This is a genomic window from Stenotrophomonas sp. FR010 (assembly GCF_047520755.2).
GTDB lineage: Bacteria > Pseudomonadota > Gammaproteobacteria > Xanthomonadales > Xanthomonadaceae > Stenotrophomonas > Stenotrophomonas sepilia.
Map to the genome: position 1 here is coordinate 34,589 of NZ_JAXBQT020000029.1, position 19,530 is coordinate 54,118.

Genomic DNA, 19,530 nt, shown 5'->3' on the forward strand with positions numbered 1-19,530 from the left:
GGGAGGCTCCGGATCATCAAGGGAACCACGACACTGGAACCGAACCCGTTAAACCCAGGTTCGGCAAAGGTGAACGTACGGGCAAAAGCAGGCTCGGGTATGCTTGCCCCATGCGAGTCGAGCCCGCCGACATCGAAGCCCTGTTCGACGCCATCCCGGACGTGCTGTTCTTCATCAAGGACCGCCAGGGGCGGTACACCCACGTCAACCAGACCATGCTGCGGCGGCTGGGCCTGCGCGCGCGCAAGGACGTGATCGGGCGCACAGCGGCCGAGATCTACCCGACCGGCCTCAGCGCAGACTATGTCCACCAGGACGCCCGCGTGCTGTCCGGCGAGGTGATCGAGAACCTGATGGAGCTGCACCTGTTCGCCAACCGCGAACCGGGCTGGTGCCTGACCTGCAAGCGCCCGTTGCTGGTCGATGGCGCCATCGAGGGCCTGATCGGCATTTCCCGCGACCTGGGCCAGAAGGACAGCCTGGGCGCCCAGTACGAGCAGCTGCGGCTGGCCCTGGCCCACCTCAACGCGCACTACGCCGAGAACGTGCGCATGCAGACCCTGCTGGACATCACCGGCTTTTCGCTGTCCAAGCTGGAGCGCAGTTTCCGCAAGGTGTTCCAGATGACCCCGCAGCAGGTGCTGACCCGGCTGCGGATCCAGATGGCCATGCACCTGCTGCATGGCGACGACAGCATTGCCTGCATCGGGCAGGCCTGCGGTTTCAGCGACCAGAGCGCCTTCACCCGTAAGTTCAAGGCTGAAACCGGTTTCTCGCCGCGCGCCTATCGCGCCCGGATCGGCGGCAACGTCGGCGAGCCCGCACTGGCCTGAGCCCCCTGCTGCGCTGTGCCTATCCCCGCGGGCCTGGGACAGGGTAAGGTGTCGCCCCTGTAGCCCGCCGCCAGCCCCGCCGATGCCCAATTCGATTCCGACCGCTTCGCCGTCCCGCCTCGGACATTCGCTCAAGCCCCGCCAGCTGATCATGATGGGCCTGGGCAGTGCCATCGGCGCCGGCCTGTTCCTCGGCTCGGGCGTGGGTGTGCAGGCGGCCGGTCCGGCGGTTCTGGTCTCGTATCTGGTCGCTGGCGCGCTGGTGATCATCGTGATGAACGCACTGGGCGAGATGGCGGCGGCCAAACCGACCAGCGGCGCGTTCTCGGTGTACGCCGCCGATGCCATGGGCGCCACCGCTGGCGCCACGGTCGGCTGGTTGTGGTGGGTGCAGCTGGTGATCGTGATCGCCGCCGAGGCGGTCGGTGCGGCCGGGTTGCTTGCCACGGTCTGGCCGGTGGTGCCGGTGCCGATGGCTGCGTTGGCCTTCATGCTGTTCTTCACTGCGATCAACCTGCTCGGGGTGAAGAACTTCGGCGAGTTCGAATTCTGGTTCGCCATCCTGAAAGTGGCGGCGATCCTGGCCTTCATTGCCATCGGCGTGGCACTGCTGATGGGCTGGCTGCCGCAGGTCACCTCACCTGGCCTGAGCAACTTCACCGGACACGGCGGTTTCGCACCGAAGGGCCTGGCCGGGATCGGTGCGGCGCTGCTGGTTGTCGTTTTTGCCTTCGGCGGCACCGAAATCGTCGCCGTTGCGGCGGCCGAAACCGAAGATCCCGAACGCAGCATCGCCCGTGCCATCCGTACTGTGGCCTGGCGCATCCTGGTGTTCTACATCGGCTCGCTGAGCGTGATCATCGCCGTGGTGCCCTGGACCAGCGAAGCACTGAAGTCGCCGTTCGCCGCCGTGCTGGACATAGCGCGCATTCCGGGCGCAGGCACCGCCATCACCCTGATCGCGGTGATCGCGCTGCTGTCGGCACTCAATGCCAACCTCTACGGCGCCTCGCGCATGATGTATTCGCTGGCGCAGCGCCGCGAAGCGCCGGCCGTGCTGGGCTGGACCGATCCGCGGCAGGTGCCGGTCATCGCCGTGCTGGCCAGCGTGCTGTTCGGCTTTGCGGCCACGGTGATGGAGCTGCTGTTCCCGGACCGGGTGCTGCCGGTGCTGCTGAACATCGTCGGTTCCACCTGCCTGCTGGTGTGGACGCTGTCGCTGGTTTCGCAGCTGGTGCTGCGCCGCCGCGCCGATCGCCTGGGTACCCGGCTGCCATTCCGCATGGCCGGTTTCCCGTGGCTGACCTGCTGCGCGCTGGCGATCCTGGCGCTGATCTTCGGCCTGCTGCTGAGCGAGGCGCACACCCGCCTGCAGTTCCTGTCGATGGTGGCGCTGACCGCCACCATCGCCGCCGGCAGCGCCATCGCCCGGCGCATGCGCGAGGCGTGACTGAAGCTGTAGAGCCGACCCTACGGTCGGCTGCGGTTGCTGTAGTTTCTGTAGAGCCGACCCTGTGGTCGGCTGCTGTTCGCGTAGTCGCCAGCCGAGCGCGGGCTCGGCTCTACAGCCGGCATACATCCGCCGTGCCATCCTGATCGTGTGGGCCGCCAGCGGCCCGTCGACCAGGAGTACCGCATGCTGCGCAGCCGTCCCTTCCTGATGTTCACCGGCCAGGCCGAGGCCGCGCTGGCCCTGTACGCCGAAGCCTTTGCCGATTTCCGCCTGCTGGCCCTGCAACGCCACCCCGAGGGGGCCGGCGCCGGCGTACCCGGACAGGTCCGCCAGGCCATCTTCCTGCTCGGTGGCACCCATTACCTGTGCTTCGACAGCCTGGATGTGCACGACTTCACCTTCAGCCCGTCGATCTCGCTGTTCGTCGAGTGTTCCGGTGCCGAGCAGTTCGAGCGTGCGGCACGCGTGCTGGGCGAGGGCGGCCATTGGTTGATGCCGGTGGGTGATTACGACTTCAGCAACCGCTATGGCTGGGTGCAGGACCGCTTCGGCGTATCGTGGCAGTTGAGCCTGGGACAGATGCCGGACCCGTGATCGGGTAACTGTGGGTGTGGACCCTGGTTCACACGCCCTCATGAAAACGGCCCGCTTGCGCGGGCCGTTTTTCTTTATCGATGCAGTGAGGAATCAAGCCTCGACTTCATCATCCTTGTAGGCATCGACCGGGATGCAGGCGCACATCACGTTCTTGTCACCGTACACGTTGTCGACGCGTGCCACCGGCGGCCAGTACTTGCTCTGCTTCAGGCTGGCCAGCGGGAAGGCGGCCAGTTCGCGCGGGTAGGCGTGGGTCCACTCGCTGGCGGTCACCGCGGTGGCGGTGTGCGGCGCGTTCTTCAGCGGGTTGTCCTCGCGGTCCAGGCGGCCGTCTTCGATCGCGCTGATTTCCTCTCGGATCTGGATCATCGCGTTGATGAAGCGATCCAGCTCGTGCAGCGACTCGCTCTCGGTCGGTTCGACCATCAGCGTGCCCGCGACCGGGAAGCTCAGGGTCGGGGCGTGGAAGCCGAAGTCGATCAGGCGCTTGGCGACGTCCTCGGCGCCGATGCCGCTGGTCTTCTCCAGCGGGCGCACGTCCAGGATGCACTCGTGCGCCACCAGGCCGTTACGGCCGGTGTACAGGGTCTTGAAGTGCGGAGCCAGGCGCTTGGCGATGTAGTTGGCGTTGAGCTGCGCGACCTGGGTGGCCTTGCGCAGGCCTTCGCGGCCCATCATCGCGATGTACATCCAGCTGATCGGCAGGATCGAAGCACTGCCGAAGCTGGCCGCGCTGACCATGCCGACCGGGCCGTTGTCACCCAGCTTGCCCGGCAGGAACGGGGCCAGGTGCTCCTTGACCGCGCATGGGCCCACGCCCGGGCCACCACCGCCGTGCGGGATGCAGAAGGTCTTGTGCAGGTTCAGGTGCGAAACGTCCGAACCCCACTTGCCCGGCTTGGCCACGCCGACCAGGGCGTTCATGTTGGCGCCGTCGGTGTACACCTGGCCGCCGTGCTTGTGGATGATCTCGCAGATCTCGACCACCTCTTCCTCGAACACGCCGTGCGTGGACGGGTAGGTCATCATGATCGCGGCCAGGCGGTCGCTGTACTTCTCGGCGTTGAGGCGGATGTCCTCGACGTCGACGTTGCCGTTGGCATCGGTCTTGGTCACCACGACCTTCATGCCGCACATCTGCGCCGAGGCCGGGTTGGTGCCGTGCGCCGAGTCCGGGATCAGGCAGATGTCGCGGTGGCCTTCGCCGCGCGAGCGGTGGTAGGCACGGATCGCCAGCAGGCCGGCGTACTCGCCCTGCGCGCCGGAGTTCGGCTGCAGGCTGACCGCGTCGTAGCCGGTGCATTCGACCAGCATCGCTTCCAGCGTGTCGATCAGTTCCTTGTAGCCCAGCGCCTGGTCGGCCGGCACCAGCGGGTGGATCTGCGAGAACTCCGGCCAGGTCACCGGGATCATCTCGGCGGTGGCGTTGAGCTTCATGGTGCACGAGCCCAGCGGGATCATCGTGCGGTCCATCGCCAGGTCCTTGTCGGCCAGCGAACGCAGGTAGCGCAGCAGTTCGTGCTCGCTGTGGTGGGTGTTGAACACCGGATGGGTCAGGAACGCGGACTGGCGCAGCAGGCCGGCCGGCAGTGCGTCGGCGGTGCTGGCATCCAGCGCCTCGACGTCAGCCTGCGCGCCGAACACGGCGGCCAGCGCGACCACGTCGGCGCGGGTGGCGGTCTCGTCCAGGCTGATGCCGACCGAGTCGCTGTCGATCGCGCGCAGGTTGTAACCGGCGGCGCGTGCCTTGGCGAGGATCTCATCGGCATGCACGCCGGTGATGTGCAGGGTGTCGAAGAAGTCGCCACCGACCTGCACGCCGGCGTTGCGCAGTGCCGCAGCCAGGATCGAGGCCAGGCGGTGGGTGCGCCGGGCGATGCGGGTCAGGCCTTCCGGACCGTGGTAGACCGCATACATCGAGGCCATCACCGCCAGCAGCACCTGTGCGGTACAGATGTTCGACGTCGCCTTCTCGCGGCGGATGTGCTGCTCACGGGTCTGCAGGGTCAGGCGATAGGCCGGGTTGCCCTGGGCATCGATGGAGACACCGATCAGGCGGCCCGGCATCGAGCGCTTGTAGGCGTCACGGCAGGCCATGAACGCGGCGTGCGGGCCGCCGAAGCCGAACGGCACGCCGAAACGCTGGCTGTTGCCGACCACGATGTCCGCGCCCCATTCGCCCGGTGCGGCCAGCAGGGTCAGCGCCAGCAGGTCGGTGGCCACGGCCACCAAGCCGCCGCGTGCGTGCACGGCCTCGACCAGGGCCTTGTAATCGCCGATCTGGCCGAAGGTGTCCGGGTACTGCAGCAGCAGGCCGAAGGCTTCCGCTTCCAGTGCTTCGGCGGGGGTGCCGACGCGCAGCACGATGCCCATCGGTTCTGCGCGGGTACGCAGCAGTTCCAGGGTCTGCGGGTGCACGGCGTCGTGCACGAAGAAGGTGTCCGACTTCGACTTGGCCGAACGCTTGGCCAGGGTCATCGCTTCGGCGGCGGCGGTGGCTTCGTCCAGCAGCGAGGCGTTGGCGATCTCCATGCCGGTGAGGTCGGCGCACAGGGTCTGGAAGTTGATCAGCGCTTCCATGCGGCCCTGCGAGATCTCGGCCTGGTACGGGGTGTAAGCGGTGTACCAGGCCGGGTTTTCCAGGATGTTGCGCAGGATCACGTTCGGGGTGTGGGTACCGTAGTAGCCCTGGCCGATGAAGCTGCGCAGCACGGTGTTCTTGTCGGCGATCGCGCGGATCTTCGCCAGTGCCTGCACTTCAGTCATCGACTCCGGCAGCGCCAGCGGCGCCGGCGACTTGATCTTGGCCGGCACGATGGCATCGGTCATCGCATCCAGCGACGCGTGGCCGACGACGTCGAGCATCTGCGCGATCTCGGCATCGTTGGGGCCGATGTGGCGCTCGACGAACGCATTGTGGTGCTCGAGCTCACGCAGGGAAGGGGTGTTCTGGGACATGGCGAAGGATCCGTCAGGAAAGGGCACACGCACGGGCACAAGCCGCCGGTCGGCGGTCTGCGGGGCGCCCCTCTGTCCTTTTGCCTGAGAGTTTGGAAGCGCGGAAAACCGCGGCTTCGTGCCCCTTCGGCGCCGGATCGAACCGGTCTCTCCAGAGTTCTGTTACGGGTGGTATCGGGCCTGAGCGATTACGGGCGTTGCGCCTTCGGCAGCGGTGTTCCGCTTCTCCCACCGTGTTGCCCGCGGATTATAGCCCGTTGCGGGCCCGCTGGCCGCCTCCCGGCACGGCCCCGCGGCTGAATGGCCGATGGCCCGGCCATGCGTTCTGTGCACCGCTGCATGGCATCGGGCGCAATCCCCACCTATGATGGGCGGATACCTGAATTCATCTGGCGCCCTCCCTGCAGACGGGGACCGGCGCCCGCCGTGCGTGCCGCGCATGGCCCTGCCGGACGCCTTTCCCATGACAGCCGCTGTTGCTCCCTCCACCCGCCGCATGGCCCTGCTGCTTGCCGGCCTGGCCATGTTCGGCCCGTTCTCGATCGACACCATCTTCCCGGCCTTCCCGCAGCTGGCCCGGCGCCTGGCGGTGGACGAGGTGGCGGTGCAGCAGACCATCAGCGTCTACCTGCTGTTCTACGGCCTGATGAGCCTGGCGCACGGTCCGCTGTCCGACGCCTGGGGCCGCAAGCGGGTGATCCTCGGTGGCCTGGTGGTGTTCGTCGGCGCCTCGGTGGGCTGCGCACTGTCCACCGACCTGACCACGCTGCTGGCGTTCCGTGCGCTGCAGGGCCTGTCGGCGGGTGTCGGCATGATCGTCGGCCGCGCGGTGATCCGCGACCTGTACCACGGCCATGACGCGCAGCGGCTGATGAGCCAGGTGTCCATGCTGTTCGGCATCGCCCCGGCCATCGCGCCGATCATCGGTGGCTGGATCCTGCTCAGTGGCGCGGGGTGGCCGCTGATCTTCTGGTTCCTGGTGGTGTTCGGGCTGGTCCTGCTGGCGGCCACTGCACGCTACCTGCCCGAGACCCATCCCGTCGAAGCGCGCGTGCCGTTGTCGCCGCGCGTGCTGCTGCGTGATTACGTGCGCATCGGTTTCAATCCACGCTTCCTGCGCCTGGCGCTGGCCGGCAGCATCGGCTTTGGTGGAATCTTCCTGTACATCTCCTCGGCGCCGGTGTTCGTGATGCAGCACCTGCACCTGGGCGAGGGCGGTTTCGCCTGGTTGTTCATCCCGACCATCGGCGGCATGACCACCGGCTCATTCCTGTCCGGGCGCATGGCCGGGCACACCACGCCCACCCGCCAGGTCTCCATTGGTTTCGGCCTGTGCGCATTGTCAGTGCTGTTGAACGTTGGCTACGTGGTGCTGTCGCCACAGTTCGTGCTGCCATGGGCGGTACTGCCGATCTTCCTGGGTGGCATGGGCATGGCGCTGATCTTCCCGATCCTGGCGCTGGCGGTGCTGGACATGTACCCGCATCAGCGCGGCCTGGCCTCGTCGCTGCAGGCCTTCGTGCAGCTGATGATCAGCACCGTGGTGGCCGGCGTGGTGTCACCACTGCTGAGCGGCAGCCCGCTGCACCTGGCACTGGGCCAGGCGGCGTTCTTCGGCGCCGGTTTCGTGTTCTGGTACTGGGAACACCAGCGCGAGCGCGCGGCGCAGGCAGCCTGCACGGGTCACTGAGCAGCGCGCAGGGGTAGGGTGGGCCGCGATGCCCGAAACACTTGCGGCAGGGAACGGCCGGACTAGGCTGGGCATTCCAGCCAGCCGGTGCGTGGGTGCACGACAGCCAGCCGACCCAATGTCGTTGCATGAGGTTTCGCCATGGCTGCGCAGCAGACCTACCGCCTGTTCGAGGTGGCGCTGAAGGAGCGCCGCGTTCTTTCCCCTTCCCTGGACCGCATGGTGTTCACCGGCGCCGACGTGGCGCGGATGAAGACCGAAGGCCCGGACCAGCGCATCAAGGTATTCTTCCCCTTGCCCGGGCAGGACCTGCCACAGGTGCCCAGCGGCGAGGACTGGTATCCCCGCTACCGGGCGCTGCCGGACGATCAGCGCCCGCCGATGCGCACCTATACCATCCGCCAGCTGCGTGCAGAGCTGGGCGAAGTCGATGTTGATTTCGTGCTGCATGGCGAGACCGGGCCGGCCTCGCGCTGGGCCATCCATGCACGCCCCGGCGACCGTGTGGTGTTGCTGGCTCCCGATGCCGACTGTGCCGACAGCAGCGAAGGTTGGGAATGGAAGCCGCCGGCCGGCGTCGGCCAGATGCTGCTGGTGGCCGATGAAACCGCGTTACCGGCGGTGGCCGGCATTCTTGAGGAACTGGCGGCCATGGTGGATCCGCCGCGTACGCTGGCGCTGCTGGAAGTGGCGCAGGCCGGCGACGCGGTGCCGCTGAAGGCACCGGCTTCCGCCGAGCTGGTCTGGCTGCCGCGCGGGCGCGCGGCGTACGGGGCGCCTCTGTTGCAGGCGGTGCAGGCGCGGCTGGCAGCGGCCTCGGGCGTGGCTGCCGGCGATGCGCCGGAGGAGATCGACGTCGATACGCAGATCCTCTGGGAACAGGCCGATACCCGCGTGGTCGGGCCGCTGTATGCCTGGGTGGCAGGCGAGGCAGCGGCGGTGATGGCGATCCGTCGTCATCTGGTCCGCGACTGCGGGCTGGATCGCCGCGCGATCAGCTTCATGGGCTACTGGCGGCACGGCAAAGTGCTGGATTGAGGGGGTGTGAAGCGGCGTGGCGGGTGGGGTGCGCTATCCTTGCGCCCCCCTCGCAGCGGTATTGCACCATGTCCACCAGCTCCAAGACCCGCCGCGACCAGCGCCGTCGCCAGGAAAAGCAGGCCGCCAACAAGGCCGCTGCCCAGGCCTCGCCGGTGGAGCCGCATGCCGAACTGCGCGACGCGCAGCGCACCCTGCTGGCCGGTGTCGTGCGCCGCGACGGTGAATGGGTGCTGGGCATGGACGGCCGTATCGCCGGCCACAGTGACTCCGCCGCACAGGTACTGGCGCTGATCATGCAGGCCGGTGAACTGCACGAGCGCAACGGCACGCCGGTGCGCCTGATGTACTCCGATGCGCTGCGCGACGCCGCGCACGCCGAAGCGAAAGAGAAGGGCCAGACCTTCGAGGAATTCAAGGCGGAACTGGCCGCGGCGATGGCGGCGAAGAAGGACAGCTGATCGCGCCGAATCTGTAGAGCCGAGCATGGCTCGGCTCTACAACACGGAGAAGGGGCGGATCCTTGCGGATCCGCCCCTTTTCTCATTTCGCCGCCGGGGCCGCGTTGGCCTGCCAGCCACACATCTGGCCTTCGTTCTGCTGCTTCAGCCACTCGTTGACCGGAGTGAAGTACTCGATCATCGGGCCGGCATCGAGCTTGTCGGTGCCGGTCAGCTCCTTCAGCGTGGCCTGCCACGGCTGGCTGGCACCCTTGCTCAGCATCGCCCAGTATTTCTGGCCGGCTTCCTTGTTGCCGTAGAAGGTGCACTCGTGCAGCGGGCCCTTGTAGCCGGCTGCATCGCACAGGCCCTTGTAGAACTGGAACTGCAGGATGCGGGCCAGGAAGTAGCGGGTGTAGGGGGTGTTGCCCGGCACGTGGTACTTCGCGCCCGGATCGAAGAATTCCTCGCCACGGGGGCTGGCCGGGGCCACGCCCTGGTACTTGGCCTTCAGGTCCCACCACGCCTTGTTGTAGTTGTCGGCGGTGATCGAACCATCGAACACGCCCCAGCGCCAGCGGTCGATCATCAGCCCGAACGGCAGGAACGACACGCCCGACAGCGCCATGCGCATCTGGTTGTTGATGACCGCTTCGCGGCTCTCGGTCGGTGCATCGACCAGGCCGATCGAGCTGAGGTACTTGGGCGTCATCGCCAGCACGATGGTGTCGCCGATCGCCTCATGGAAGCCATCGTTGGCACCGCCCTGGAACAGCGGCGGCAGCGGGTTGTAGGCCAGGTCGTAATAGATATGGCCCAGCTCGTGGTAGATGGTGGTGAAGTTCTCTTCGTTCGGCTTGATGCACATCTTGGTGCGCACATCGCCTTCCATGTTCATGTCCCAGGCGCTGGCGTGGCAGACCACATCGCGGTCGTCGGGCTTGATGAACTGGGTGCGTTCCCAGTACGACTGCGGCAGCGACGGCATGCCCAGCGACACATAGAAGTCCTGTGCGCGTTCGGTCATCTGCTTGGCGGTACGCAGTTCGGCTTCGCGCTGGGCCTTGTACTGGGCCGCCACGTTGGCGTCCTTGCCGGCCTTGGCCAGCGCCGCGCTCAGGTTGGCCTGGTACTGCTTTTCCAGTGCAGCGGTGATGTCCAGGCTGCCGGCACCCGGGTACGGTTCCAGCTGGTCCCACAGGTTCGACCAGTCCTGCTGCCACATGTTGCCCAGCAGGTGCGCGGCAATCAGGCCGTTGCCCACTTCGGCCTTGTCCTTGCCGTAGGTCTTGTCCAGCTTGCCGCGTGCATAGCAGTGCAGCTGCTCGTACATCGGCTTGACCTGTTCCCAGAGCCGGTCGGTTTCCGGGCCGATCTGCTCCGGCGGCATGTCGTAGCCGCTGCGCCACATCTGGCCGGCGTCGGCAAAGCCCATGCCCTTGGCGCCTTCGTTCACCAGGCCGACGAACTTCTGGTAGTCGCCGCGCATGCTCTTGGTGGTGCTGTGCCAGCCCTGCCAGGCGTCGAGCTGCTTGTCATAGTCGCGGCTGCGCGCCAGCACCTGTTCCAGCTCGCCCAGCTGGCGGCAGGAGTTCGGATCATTGGCATCGGTGCAGTACTTGCCGGCACCGTAGCTGCCTTCCATGCGCGTGGCGATCTGGGTCAGCTCGGCCAGCTTGGCCGGGTCGCGCGGTGCAGGCATCGAGGACATCAGCTTCAGCAGGTGGATCGCGCGCTTGCTGTCCTCGCTCATCGGCTTGCCGTCGAACTTGGCGGCCTGTTCGATCCAGCTGTTGAGCTGCGTCAGCGAACGCTCGTTGGCCTTGGCCGCAATGCGTTCCGAATCACCGTTGATGTAGGTGGAGGACAGCCACTGCGCCGAGGTCATCTCCGGGTAAGCGGCCTTGAATTCGGCATTGATGCGGGCCACGAACTGGTCGGCGGTTTCACCGGCCGGAGCGCTGCTGCTGGCGGTATCGGTGCCTGGGGCAGCTTCCTTCTTGCAGGCGGCCAGGGCCAGCGTGGCGGCGGCGATTGCCGAGGCCAGCAGGAGATGACGGTGTTTCACGGGCGGTCCTTGGGTGGTGAACGACGGCCGAAGGCTAGTGGGCCGTCGCTGCCACCGCAAGTGGCGGAAGTCGGCCGGGCGGCGCCCGGCACCCGCAGAGGCCAGAGCACAAGCAACAGCAACCGCCGAAGCAACCGCAACAGCGGGGTATCCGTGGGATGGCGCGGCGGTGTGGGCTTGCAGGACACGCCGTAAACCCATCCATGGGGGCTCGATGGCGCCATCCATGGCGCCAACGGTCCTGCAAGCCCACACCGCCCCACGTCTGACAGATCGTGGCGGCTGTTGGTAGGTGTCGACCTTGGTCGACACATCTGTCAGGTATCGACAATCAAAATGGGGTCAGATCCGTTTTCTTCCGGAAAACGGATCTGACCCCAAGATCGTTCCAACAGATCGCGGAAAACTGTCGAAGGCGGGGTGGGTCCGGTTGCGGGGGCGTGAGCCGCATGGATGCGGCGACCGAGCTTACATGGACGTACTTGCAGCGTCCCCCGCAACCGGACCCACCCCGCCACCCCTCAGGAAACCCGCTTCTGCTGTTGCTTCGGCCGTTGCCGTTGCCCCTGCAGGTGCAGGGCTGCAAGCCCTGCCAAACACCCCTCAACCTTCGCAGTTGGCGAACACGTCGCGGTCGCGCTCGTACAGCGCCGTCTTAACCTGCATCAGGCCCAGCACCGACGGGAACAGGTTGTCGTGGTCTGTATAGGCCGCCGAACGCTTGCGCACGCACTGCAGGTCCAACCCACGGCTGCTGGCGAAGCCCGGCGAGAACCACATCGTCATCGGTACGCGGGTCTGCTCGGCCGGTGCGATCGCATACGGCACGCCATGCAGGAACAGGCCCTTCTCGCCCAGCGATTCACCATGGTCGGACAGGTAGATCATCGCCGTGTCGTAATCCTGCATGCCCTGCAGGGTACCAATGGTCTTGCTCAGGAAATGATCGGTGTACAACACCGCGTTGTCATAGCTGTTGGTGATCTCTTCGCGCGAGCAGCGGCCGATGTCACGGGTGTCGCAGGTCGGGGTGAAGCGGCGGAACGCGGGCGGATAGCGCTCGAAATAGGCCGGGCCGTGGTTGCCCAGCTGGTGCAGCACCACCACCCGGTCGCCGGGCTTGGCCCGCACCTGGGTGGCCAGGTCCTGCAGCAGGACCTCGTCCATGCAGCGGCCATCGGCGCACAGGCCGGGTGTGGTGGCGTCGGACAATGACTGGAAGTCCAAGCCCTCGCACACGCCCTTGCAGCCGGACTGGTTGTCACGCCACAGCGGCGCGATGCCGGCGCGGTTCAGTACGTGCAGCAGCGACTGGTGCGCACGGATCTTCTTCTCGTCGTAGTCGTGGCGGCCCCACGGCGAGAACAGGCACGGCAGCGAGACCTCCGTGCTCGTGCCGCACGAATGCATGTCCGGGAAATTGATCACGCTGGCCTGCGCCAGTTCCGGAGTGGTGTTGCGGCCACCGTTGAGGCCCCAGTTCTGCGCACGCACGGTCTCGCCCATGACGATCACCAGCAGGCGCGGCTTGCTGGCCGGCGCTCGCGGAGTGGCCTTGGCGTCGGTGCCGATCGGCAGCTTCGGTGCGCGCTGCACCGGGTTGTCGCCACGCAGCGCACGCGGCATGCCCAGCAGCACGTTGGCCGGGGTGGCGAGGTAACGCACTTCGCGCTGGTTGCGCATCAGTGCTGAAACATCCTGGAACGAGATCAACGCGCCGCCGACGGCGGTTACCGCGGCCACCAGCAGGAAGCCCAGCCGCCACAGCAGGGTGCGGCCCCAGCTGCGGCGACGCAGCTGCACGCGCCACAACACCGCCATCGGCAACACGGCCAGCAACAGTACCGGCCACAGCAGCGACACGGTCATCAGCTCGCGGCTTTCCTTGGGGTCCGTCGCCAGCACGTTGCGCAGCATGTCCGCATCCAGGTAGATGTGGTAGCGACTCATGTAGTGCGCGGCGAATGCGGTCACCAGCAGCAACAGGCTGATCACCACCTTGGCGTTCCAGCGCCAGACCAGGATGCCCAGCAGCACGCCGTGAGCACCCAGCAGCAACAGCAGCAGCGAAAGCGCGTAGCGCAGGCTGCCTGGATGGCTGGCCATCGCGCTGTGCCAGAACAGGCCATTGCCGGCCACCGCGAAGAACAGGCTGGTCAGCGCGATCAGCGCTTCGGTGGACAGCTGCGGCCGCCAGTGGCGCAGACCCGCAAGGGCGGGGAGGCGGGCGGGCCGTTGGACCGATGCGCTCATGCGTTTGCCTCCTGGCGGTTGGCATGGTTCAGTTGACGGTGTGTCAGGACGCGCTTGGCGATCAGATAGAGGCCGAGCGAAAGCAGCCAGCAGATCAATGCAGTGGCGACGTCATGCGAAAGGAAATGCGCACCGCGCAGCTGCTGGCCGATGCCGAACACCAAACCGGCGCCGAGGCCGATCCACAACCCGGCCCAGCGCCACGACGGGCGCCATAGGAGGGCGAAATAGTACAGGCACAGCCAGGCGTAGCCGGCACTGGCGTGCCCGGCCGGGAAGCAGGCCTGCGCGGCCATGCCAGCGGGGCGTGCGGTGAAAAGCCCGATAAATGGCTGGTGGCCGCCGTAGCGCAGCAAGTCCCAAGGGCATTCCATCGGCACCAGTGACTTCAGCAGGGAGATCACGCCGGTGCCCAGCGCCAGGGCAAGTACGACATAAAGCAGCGCCCACCGCAGGGTGTGATCGCGTCCTTTACGCCAGTGGTGGAAGCACAGCAGGAGCACGACCAGCGCCGCCGCAGTGCTCAACCATTTACCGGCCTTGTGCACGACGCTGCGGGTGATCCAGGCGTCCTGTAGCACCCATCGGCTGCCCTCAAGGCGGAACAGGTGATCGGCCACCCACTGGTCGCCGCCGAACCCCATCAGCAGCGCAAACACGGGCAGACCGATTGCGACAGGCAGCCAAAAGTGAGTTACGGCGAATCTTGACGCCAGTGGCGATGACGCAAGCGGCGCGATCGAATCAAGGGGACGAACGGGCATGCTGAGGGAAGGCGGGTTCGGGAATCCGCAGCCATGCTCGTCACCTGCATGTCGGAGAAGGGTCGGACGCTCGTTCGCGCCGGGTTAATGATTTCCCCGGCACGAGTCAACGTTCAGTCTTCTTCGGCGGTCGAGCCGGCCCGTTCGGCGTGGCATTGCGGGTCCCAGGCCGTACCGGGAAGCAGTTGCCAACGATTCCTGTTGGCCATGCCGATGTCGATCACCTTGGCCCGGTCCACGCAGGGACTCATCGCCTCGTCCAGCACCAGCAACCAGCGCTTGTCCGGCGCTTCGGCGAGCCAGGGGCCGGCATCGTGCCATTGCTCGGCCCAGGGCCGCTTGAAGCCGAACTCGCGTACCGGGCGGTCAGCCTGCAGCAGGTTCTGCTCGCGCCAGGCGACCAGCGCCAATTCGGCGTCCGGACCGATCCGCGCGCCGACGCGGCGCATCAGCGCCGATGCCGATGCGTAGGGATCCAGTGCCGGGATCAGCACCAGGCCGTAGAGCATCCACAGCATGCCGTGGGTCAGCAGCACCAGGGTCGTGGCGCGGCGCACCCGCAACCAGACGGCCAACGTGGCCAGCGCGATGGCGAAGGTCAGCAGGCCATCACCCAGCACCGGCAGCAGCGTATCGGGCATGGCCCGGCGTTCCAGTTGCGCCAAGGCCCACGGGTGCTCGGTCATCAGCATCACGCCGAGCACGCCGGTGGCCAGCATCAGCACCACGCTGTAGCCGAACAAATAGCGGCGCACGCACAGCCGGCGCAGCAAGCCCGGCAACAACGGCGCAACGGCCAGTGCCATCGCAGGCAGCATCGGCAGCACATAGACCTCGCGCTTGCCCGGGCTGGCGCTGAAGAACACCAGCACCAGCAGCGCCCAACCCAGCAGCAGCCACTGCCGGCGGTCGCCCCGGCGGATGCGGCGCCACCACGGCTTGAACAGCAGCGGCAGCAGCAGGCTGCCCGGCAGCCACAGGGTCAGGATCACCTGCAGGTAGTACCAGGCCGGTTGGCGATGGTGCCAGGCGTTGGCATAGCGGGTACCGGTCTGCTTGAACAACAGCTCATGCGCGTAGGCCTGCAGTTCGGCGCTGGGCGTGTGCAGCAGGGCCCAGCCCAGCGGCGCAAGCCACACCGACACGCCCAGCAGGAAGGCCGGGATCAGCCACAGCAGCGTTGCCGGGTGGGGGCCGTCAACGCTGCGCCCGCGGCGACGCTGGTACAGCCACCAGCCGAACCACGGCAGGACCATCAGCAGCGGCAGGAAACCCACGCCTTTGGTCACCGTGCCGAGGCCAGCGGCGAACCCCGCCAGCCACAAGGCAGCCAGGTTGCGGCGTTCGCACAGGTGGCGCATCAAGCCCCACAGGGCCACCGTGGTCATGCCGACCAGCACCATGTCGATCTGCGCGCGCTTGGCCATCAGGCCAAACTGCAGGGTGCAGAACAGCGCCGCCAGGGCGTACAGGGAATGCCGCGGTGACCACAGTCGGCGTGCCAGATCCGACACCAACCACAGGCTGAGCAGGGCGCCCAGCAGCGATGGCAGCAGGAACGACCACTGCCAGCTGCCGACGATCTCGTAGGCCGCCGCCTGCAGCCACATGAAGACCGGTGGCTTCTCCGCATACAGCTCCACGCCCCGGTGCGGCAGCAGCCATTGCCCACTCTCGACCATGGTGCGGGCCGCCAGCACGAAGCGCGGCTCGTCCGGTGGCTGCGGCTGCCGAAGGCCGATCCCCGCTGCCAGCGCAGCAACGATCAACAGCCACAACAGGGGCAGGCGCCAACGGCGGGGCAGGGCAACGGGCACGGCAGGCTCCGGGAGCAAAAACGGCCATTCTGAGGTGGCGGGGGTTGGAAAAGCGTCAGAGGAGGCCGGGGGCGACCGCATTCCGACATGGGCAGCGCTACCATGGTACGAACTTCCGTGGATGTTTCGTGCATGCGTCTGTTGGTGATCGAGGACAACCGCCAGCTGGTGGCCAACCTGTTCGACTACTTCGAGTCGCGCGGGCACGTGCTCGACGTGGCCCCGGACGGCATCACCGGCCTGCACCTGGCCGGCAGCCATCCCTACGACGCGGTGATCCTGGACTGGATGCTGCCGCGCATGGAGGGGCCGGAGGTGCTGCGTCGCCTGCGCGCCGAGCAGGCTTCGGAGGTGCCGGTGATCATGCTGACCGCGCGCGACGAACTGCCGGACAAGATCACCGGCTTCCGCGCGGGTGCCGACGATTACCTGACCAAGCCGTTCGCCCTGCCCGAGCTGGAAGTTCGGCTGGAGGCGCTGCTGCTGCGTGCGCAGGGCCGGAACCCGCGCAAGCGCCTGCAGGTGGGCGACCTGGTGCTGGACCTGGCGACCCTCGAAGCCCAGCGGGGTGGTCAGGTGCTCCACCTCTACCCGGCCTGCCGGAAGCTGCTGGAGGTGCTGATGCGCGCCAGCCCCGGTGCGGTCACCCGCCAACAGCTGGAGTTCGCCCTGTGGGGCGACGAGCCACCGGATGGTGACCTGCTGCGCTCGCATGTCTATGAGCTGCGCCGCAGCGTCGATGGTCCGTTTGCCGACAAGCTGATCCACACCCTGCCGCGGGTTGGTTACCGCCTTGCGGTGACCGCGGCCGCCGATGCAGGCAAGGATGATGATGAAGGCGCGTAGGCCGGGCCCGCTGTACCGGCGCGTGGTGTGGTGGTTGCTGGGCTACCTGGCCCTGCTGTCGATCGCTGTGTTCAGCGTCGGCAACTACGTGCACGAACACGCCGAACATGCCGCCTGGCGTGCGCTGCTCAACTCCGAACTGGACAGCATCGTCGAGCACGTCGAGCATGAACCGCACTATCGCTGGCAGGATTCGGACACGCTCAGCCTGTACCGCTTCGATGCAGTCAACCTGCCTGACAGCCTGCGTACGCTGCATCCGGGCCTTCACGACGGCGTGATGATCAAAGGCCGGGAGACGGCGGTGATGGTGCGCGAGACCCGGTCGATGGGACGGGTCGCGCTGGCGCTGGACATCTCCGACTTCCATGACCTGGAGCAGTTCGCCACGCGCTGGGTGATGCTGGCCGGGGTGATCATGATCTTCGTCACCGTGCTGATGGCGTCCTTCGGCATGGAACGCATGGTGCGCCCGTTGAGCCTGCTGGCCCAGCACATCGGCGCATTGCGGCCGGGCGTTCAGGGCCAGCGCATCGAGGTCGACCCGCGCGGCAGTTCCGAGCTGCACACCATCGCCGATGCGCTGAACGACTACCTGGACCGCAACGAGCAGTTCGTCGAGCGTGAGCGGGTCTTCATCAGTACCGCCAGCCACGAACTGCGCACGCCGATCGCAGTGATGACCGGTGCAGCCGAGCTGGCGCTGGAGCAACCGGGCCTGCCCGAACGTGCCCGCCAACAGATGCAGCGGGTCCTGCGCACGGCACAGAGCGTGGAGCAGCTGATCGAGCTGCTGCTGGTGCTGGCGCGTGATCCTGCGCGCCTGGCCGCGCGTGCCGAGCGCATCGCACTGGACCAGCTGCTGCCGGAGATCGTCGACGACCATCGCCACCTGCTCGGCGACAAGGACCTGAGCATCGGCATCCAGGCTGCGCCGGTGGATATCGTCGCGCCGCTGGCGGTGGTGCAGGCGGCGATCGGCAACCTGCTGCGCAATGCCATCGAAAACAGCGGCCGCGGCCATATCGAGTTGCAGCTGAGTTCGTCGGCGGTACTGACCCTGCAGGACCCCGGGCATGGGATGAGCCCGGAGGAGATCGCGGCGATCCACGCGCGCATGGCCCGCGGCGAGCGTGCCGATCGAGGCAGTGGCATCGGCCTGGACCTGATCGCGCGGCTGTGCGAGCACCTGGGCTGGACGCTGCAGTTGCAGCCCCGCCAACCGCGCGGGACGCGTGTCACCCTGGACTTCGGCGCTTCGCGCCCCGCTTGATCGGACGGCCGACCTGCTCCGCGCTGCGGCATGACCCGACGTGAAGACAATGTTAATCTCGACCTGCGCCGCTTCATGCGGCGCTTTTTTTTCCCGCTCCTTCGATCGACAGAGGATCCCATGCCGACCGAACCCGCTACTGCCCTGATCAGCAACGATATCGTTGGACTGGGCCTGATTGCCGCCACCCTGGCCCTGATCTTCTGGGCCGCCAGTGGTCCGACCCCGCTGTTGAAGAAGATCTTCGCCTGGGTGCCGGCACTGCTGCTGTGCTACTTCATCCCCGCCATCTACAACACCGCCGGTGTCATCGATGGCCACAACACCTCGCTGTACAACCCGGTCGCGCGTGACGTGCTGCTGCCGGCCGCGCTGGTCCTGCTGACGCTGTCGATCGACCTCAAGGGCGTCATCAAGCTGGGGCCGAAGCTGTTGCTTGTGTTCTGTGCCGGTACCGCTGGCATCATGCTCGGTGCGATCGTCTCCTTCCAGCTGATGAAGCTGATCCATCCGGAAACGGTGGCCGGTGATACCTGGGCCGGCATGGCCGCGCTGGCCGGCAGCTGGATCGGTGGCGGCGCCAACATGGTCGCCATGCGCGAAGTGTTCGGCACCGATGCCACCACCTTCGGGCAGTTCGCCGTGGTCGACGTGGCCTGCGCCAGCCTGTGGATGGCGATCCTGCTGTTCCTGGCCAACCGCGCGCAGCAGATCGACACCCGCAACGGGGCCGATACGCGTGCCATCGACGAGATGAAGGCACGCATCAGCGCCTACGAGGCACAGAACGCGCGCATTCCCAGCATGACCGACCTGATGGTGATCGTCGGCGTGGCACTGGGTGGCGTCGGCCTGGCCCACGCCATCGCCGCACCGCTGTCGGGCTGGTTCAAGGCCAACGTCAGCTGGGCCAGCCAGTTCAGCCTGGACAGCCAGTTCGTGTGGGTGATCCTGCTGTCCACGGCGATGGGTCTGGGCCTGAGCTTCACCCGTGCGCGCCGGCTGGAAGCCGCAGGCGCTTCGCGGTTGGGCACGGTGTTCCTGTACTTCCTGATCGCCTGCATCGGCATGCAGATGAACCTGCTGTCGCTGCTGGATCGGCCTTGGCTGTTCCTGCTCGGCGCGATCTGGATGGCCACGCACGTGCTGGTGCTGTGGGGGGTGGCCAAGCTGCTGCGCGCGCCGTTGTTCTTTTTCGCGATCGGTTCGCAGGGCAACATCGGGGCGGCCGCCTCGGCTCCCGTGGTGGCCGCGGCCTTCCATCCGACGCTGGCGCCTGTGGGGGTGCTGCTGGGGACGGTGGGCTATGCCACCGGTACCGGGTTGGCCTATGTCACCGGCCTGATCCTGAAGTGGATGGCCGGCGCCTGAGTTCTGACCGGACGTTCCTGTTGCGGGGGGGGGGGGGGGGGGGCGGCCCCCCCCCCCCCACGCCGGCGGGGGGACCGGCACGGGGATGAAGGGCGCGCCGTGGCGTGGGGCCACGGCAGGCCGGTACTG

Annotated in this window: 14 protein-coding genes and 1 riboswitch; of the genes, 9 read left to right on the forward strand and 5 right to left on the reverse strand. The window is 67.0% G+C overall.

Annotated elements, in window-relative coordinates; genetic code table 11:
- Positions 1 to 110: 110 nt before the first annotated feature.
- The 3 genes from ACM0PK_RS19645 to ACM0PK_RS19655 all read left to right on the forward strand — a co-directional run bounded on the left by ACM0PK_RS19645 (position 111) and on the right by ACM0PK_RS19655 (position 2,880).
- Complete coding sequence (locus tag ACM0PK_RS19645; RefSeq protein WP_414607790.1) at positions 111 to 833, forward strand: AraC family transcriptional regulator; 723 nt, start codon at positions 111 to 113, stop codon at positions 831 to 833.
- An 82-nt stretch (positions 834 to 915) separates the two neighbouring features.
- Positions 916 to 2,283, forward strand: coding sequence for an amino acid permease (locus ACM0PK_RS19650; protein WP_061478840.1), 1,368 nt, complete (start codon positions 916 to 918; stop codon positions 2,281 to 2,283).
- Positions 2,284 to 2,469: 186 nt separating this feature from the next.
- Positions 2,470 to 2,880 carry a VOC family protein gene (locus ACM0PK_RS19655; RefSeq protein ID WP_005418291.1) on the forward strand — a complete coding sequence of 137 codons (411 nt, stop codon included), beginning with the start codon at positions 2,470 to 2,472 and terminating at the stop codon, positions 2,878 to 2,880.
- Between the two features lie 93 nt (positions 2,881 to 2,973).
- On the opposite strand, the gene gcvP is transcribed toward ACM0PK_RS19655, so the two are convergent.
- Complete coding sequence (gene gcvP, locus ACM0PK_RS19660; RefSeq protein WP_353761153.1) at positions 2,974 to 5,841, reverse strand: aminomethyl-transferring glycine dehydrogenase; 2,868 nt, start codon at positions 5,839 to 5,841, stop codon at positions 2,974 to 2,976.
- A 62-nt stretch (positions 5,842 to 5,903) separates the two neighbouring features.
- A riboswitch (glycine riboswitch) is annotated at positions 5,904 to 6,006 on the reverse strand.
- A gap of 298 nt (positions 6,007 to 6,304) precedes the next feature.
- Here gcvP and ACM0PK_RS19665 point away from each other — a divergent pair.
- From ACM0PK_RS19665 to ACM0PK_RS19675, 3 genes are all read left to right on the forward strand, one after another.
- Positions 6,305 to 7,531: a multidrug effflux MFS transporter gene (locus ACM0PK_RS19665; RefSeq protein ID WP_353761152.1), complete on the forward strand. Its 1,227-nt coding sequence runs from the start codon at positions 6,305 to 6,307 to the stop codon at positions 7,529 to 7,531.
- A gap of 141 nt (positions 7,532 to 7,672) precedes the next feature.
- Positions 7,673 to 8,569, forward strand: a complete 897-nt coding sequence (locus ACM0PK_RS19670) for a siderophore-interacting protein (RefSeq protein WP_414607791.1) — start codon at positions 7,673 to 7,675, stop codon at positions 8,567 to 8,569.
- Positions 8,570 to 8,637: 68 nt separating this feature from the next.
- On the forward strand, positions 8,638 to 9,030 hold the full coding sequence (locus ACM0PK_RS19675) for a hypothetical protein (RefSeq protein WP_005418286.1): 393 nt from the start codon (positions 8,638 to 8,640) through the stop codon (positions 9,028 to 9,030).
- A gap of 82 nt (positions 9,031 to 9,112) precedes the next feature.
- Here the strand turns inward: ACM0PK_RS19675 and ACM0PK_RS19680 are convergent, their stop codons facing one another.
- The 4 genes from ACM0PK_RS19680 to ACM0PK_RS19695 all read right to left on the reverse strand — a co-directional run bounded on the left by ACM0PK_RS19680 (position 9,113) and on the right by ACM0PK_RS19695 (position 15,911).
- Complete coding sequence (locus ACM0PK_RS19680; RefSeq protein ID WP_088496823.1) at positions 9,113 to 11,077, reverse strand: M2 family metallopeptidase; 1,965 nt, start codon at positions 11,075 to 11,077, stop codon at positions 9,113 to 9,115.
- A gap of 603 nt (positions 11,078 to 11,680) precedes the next feature.
- Positions 11,681 to 13,330, reverse strand: coding sequence for a phosphoethanolamine transferase (locus ACM0PK_RS19685; RefSeq protein ID WP_072169174.1), 1,650 nt, complete (start codon positions 13,328 to 13,330; stop codon positions 11,681 to 11,683).
- A complete protein-coding gene (locus tag ACM0PK_RS19690; protein ID WP_072169173.1) occupies positions 13,327 to 14,094 on the reverse strand; it encodes a phosphatase PAP2 family protein in 768 nt (255 codons plus the stop codon). Before ACM0PK_RS19690 ends, ACM0PK_RS19685 begins: the two co-directional genes overlap by 4 nt.
- Positions 14,095 to 14,207: 113 nt before the next feature.
- Complete coding sequence (locus tag ACM0PK_RS19695) at positions 14,208 to 15,911, reverse strand: ArnT family glycosyltransferase (protein WP_414608063.1); 1,704 nt, start codon at positions 15,909 to 15,911, stop codon at positions 14,208 to 14,210.
- Between the two features lie 132 nt (positions 15,912 to 16,043).
- Here ACM0PK_RS19695 and ACM0PK_RS19700 point away from each other — a divergent pair, with 132 nt between their 5' ends.
- The 3 genes from ACM0PK_RS19700 (at position 16,044) to ACM0PK_RS19710 (ending at position 19,401) form a co-directional block, all read left to right on the forward strand.
- On the forward strand, positions 16,044 to 16,757 hold the full coding sequence (locus ACM0PK_RS19700) for a response regulator transcription factor (RefSeq protein ID WP_072169171.1): 714 nt from the start codon (positions 16,044 to 16,046) through the stop codon (positions 16,755 to 16,757).
- Complete coding sequence (locus tag ACM0PK_RS19705; protein ID WP_088497636.1) at positions 16,744 to 18,030, forward strand: sensor histidine kinase; 1,287 nt, start codon at positions 16,744 to 16,746, stop codon at positions 18,028 to 18,030. The genes ACM0PK_RS19700 and ACM0PK_RS19705 overlap by 14 nt, the downstream gene beginning before the upstream one ends.
- Before the next feature lie 120 nt (positions 18,031 to 18,150).
- Positions 18,151 to 19,401 carry a DUF819 family protein gene (locus ACM0PK_RS19710; protein ID WP_072169169.1) on the forward strand — a complete coding sequence of 417 codons (1,251 nt, stop codon included), beginning with the start codon at positions 18,151 to 18,153 and terminating at the stop codon, positions 19,399 to 19,401.
- The last annotated feature ends 129 nt before the right edge of the window (positions 19,402 to 19,530 follow it).

Bases quoted from the DNA above. Each gene is read 5' to 3' on its own strand.
- ACM0PK_RS19645 (WP_414607790.1), top strand. From the start codon at position 111: ATGCGAGTCGAGCCCGCCGACATCGAAGCCCTGTTCGACGCCATCCCG.
- ACM0PK_RS19650 (WP_061478840.1), top strand. From the start codon at position 916: ATGCCCAATTCGATTCCGACCGCTTCGCCGTCCCGCCTCGGACATTCG.
- ACM0PK_RS19655 (WP_005418291.1), top strand. From the start codon at position 2,470: ATGCTGCGCAGCCGTCCCTTCCTGATGTTCACCGGCCAGGCCGAGGCC.
- gcvP (WP_353761153.1), bottom strand. From the start codon at position 5,841: ATGTCCCAGAACACCCCTTCCCTGCGTGAGCTCGAGCACCACAATGCG.
- ACM0PK_RS19665 (WP_353761152.1), top strand. From the start codon at position 6,305: ATGACAGCCGCTGTTGCTCCCTCCACCCGCCGCATGGCCCTGCTGCTT.
- ACM0PK_RS19670 (WP_414607791.1), top strand. From the start codon at position 7,673: ATGGCTGCGCAGCAGACCTACCGCCTGTTCGAGGTGGCGCTGAAGGAG.
- ACM0PK_RS19675 (WP_005418286.1), top strand. From the start codon at position 8,638: ATGTCCACCAGCTCCAAGACCCGCCGCGACCAGCGCCGTCGCCAGGAA.
- ACM0PK_RS19685 (WP_072169174.1), bottom strand. From the start codon at position 13,330: ATGAGCGCATCGGTCCAACGGCCCGCCCGCCTCCCCGCCCTTGCGGGT.
- ACM0PK_RS19690 (WP_072169173.1), bottom strand. From the start codon at position 14,094: ATGCCCGTTCGTCCCCTTGATTCGATCGCGCCGCTTGCGTCATCGCCA.
- ACM0PK_RS19700 (WP_072169171.1), top strand. From the start codon at position 16,044: ATGCGTCTGTTGGTGATCGAGGACAACCGCCAGCTGGTGGCCAACCTG.
- ACM0PK_RS19705 (WP_088497636.1), top strand. From the start codon at position 16,744: ATGAAGGCGCGTAGGCCGGGCCCGCTGTACCGGCGCGTGGTGTGGTGG.
- ACM0PK_RS19710 (WP_072169169.1), top strand. From the start codon at position 18,151: ATGCCGACCGAACCCGCTACTGCCCTGATCAGCAACGATATCGTTGGA.